Origin of the sequence: Ventrimonas faecis (genome assembly GCF_040096075.1) — a bacterium.
GTDB lineage: Bacteria > Bacillota > Clostridia > Lachnospirales > Lachnospiraceae > Brotaphodocola > Brotaphodocola faecis.
In genome coordinates, this window is record NZ_JBBMFJ010000064.1 from 1 (window position 1) to 2,098 (window position 2,098).

2 protein-coding genes are annotated in these 2,098 nt (G+C 42.8%); both read left to right on the plus strand.

Translation table 11 applies throughout. The features are described 5' to 3' along the window. The coding region (locus tag WMO41_RS15735) for a tyrosine-type recombinase/integrase (RefSeq protein ID WP_349230580.1) at positions 1 to 676 on the plus strand (676 nt) is incomplete at its 5' end. Next, positions 669 to 1,826: an IS91 family transposase gene (locus WMO41_RS15740; RefSeq protein ID WP_349230581.1), complete on the plus strand. Its 1,158-nt coding sequence runs from the start codon at positions 669 to 671 to the stop codon at positions 1,824 to 1,826. The genes WMO41_RS15735 and WMO41_RS15740, both read left to right, overlap by 8 nt. Positions 1,827 to 2,098 lie beyond the last annotated feature (272 nt).

A 2,098-nucleotide genomic window follows, 5' to 3' on the forward strand; every position in this document is an offset into this window, starting at 1 on the left:
ACAGTATTGTAACACGGTTCATTCTTCTCTGAAATTTTTCTACCGCTTTGTTTTGCGTAAACCGTGGGATCAGGATTTCGTTCCCAGAATGACCAACGATCTTGCTCTGCCTGAAGTTACTGAACTTAGCAATATTGAAAGGATGATTGATGTTGCCAGGGAAGTTCGTAACAAAGCCATTATTGCATTACTCTATTCTTCCGGACTCCGGATAAGTGAACTATGTCGCCTCGCCCCTCAGGATATCTATCTCAGCACGATGCAGGTTTATGTCCGGGCAGGAAAGAACCACCGCGACCACTGGACCATTCTTTCCCAGAAAGCAGCTGATTTATTGGTAGAATACTGGAAATCCAATCCCAGAAAACGGGACCATTTGTTTGTCAGCTTAAAAGCTCCCTACAAACCACTTGGAATACACGGGGTTCGATACATGATTCGAAAAATCGGTGATGAAGCTGGTGTGCCTCATGCGCATCCACATCTTCTGCGGCACAGTTTTGCATCGCACATGATTGAGCACGGTGTTTCTCTGGAGTACCTTCAAAGTATGATGGGGCACCGAAAATCAGACTCAACTTATCGTTACATTCACGTTTCCAACAAAGCTCTGATGGGAATTCAAAGTCCGCTGGACCATGCTTCTAAGGAAGGAGCTGCGAATGCCCATGACTAAAGAAGTAACCATACAGGATGTTTTTGATCGTTTTCTTCCAGAAATGGCTGAAGTTTCCAACTTTTCGCCTCGGCAGCATCTGACCGTGAAATGTATTCAGGCATGCCGTACTGCAAAAATGGGAGCACATGTAAGCGAATGCAGGTCCTGCCATGCTACTTACATTCATTATAATTCCTGTAAAAACCGTCACTGTCCGATGTGCCAGGGCATGGAGGTGGATGAGTGGATTGATCTCCAACAGGAAAACGTATTAGAGACAACGTACTTTCATACCGTATTTACAATACCTCAGGAACTGTATGCTTTGGTTTATTCCAATCAGAAGGTACTTTATGACGCACTATACCATGCAGCAAGCCGGACTTTGAACGAATTATCCGCAGATAAAAAATATCTTGGTGCAAAACTGGGCTATATCTGTGTTCTTCACACTTGGGGCTCACGAATGAACTATCATCCGCATCTCCATACCATCGTTCTGGGCGGTGGCCTTGATCAGGAGAATCACTGGAAAGATAGGGATGGAAAGCTTTTCTTCCCGGTAAAAGTAATGTCTGCTGTCTTTAAAAAGTATTATCTTGATGAATTAAAACAGCTGCATAAAGACAACCGATTAGAGTATCATGGCTCATCCGCTTATCTCCAAAATCATTATGAATTCAAGGAACTTTTGAATAAGCTTTATGCAAAAGACTGGATCGTATATACCAAAGAGGCATTCAACGGGGCTTTGGCCGTCATTAAATATCTTGGCCGTTACACACATAGAATTGCCATTAGTAACCGGAGAATTGAGCGGATTGATGGAAACCATGTCATCTATAAAGCAAAAGATTATAAAAACGAAGGCAAGATGGTGTCTGTATCTGTGCTGGGAACTGCATTTATTCGAATGTTTCTGATGCATGTGCTTCCGAAAGGATTTATGAGAATCCGCCACTATGGTCTTCTTTCCTGCCGCAGTAAAAAAGAAAAAATGACTCTTTGCCGGAATCTTCTGGGTTGCCAGCAGTATATTTCGAAACTGAAAGGGAAAAGTACTGCGGAAAAGATCATGATTCTCTATAAACATGACATTCGAAAGTGTCGGTGTTGTGGTGCACCGGTAACTACATTTCGAGTTGATGGGGAATATATGCTGTGTTGAGATATGATAACAGAATACGCGAAAAAGCGGTCTCCAGCAGGAGGCCTGCTTGTGATGCAGAAAAACTTTAGATTTGATAATGGTGCCCAACAGACACTATCAAAGGTTCAAGATTCATCAACCATAAAGAAAAATCGAGATCATTAAAAATCCACAGGTAGTGGCTTCGGTAACGCGACTAAGTTCAATACGGAAAAATCGGTCTGCAGGCGCGTAGGTAATGGAAGCCACTACCTTTTTTGTGCCTGAGACCGATTGTTTCCGATACTATT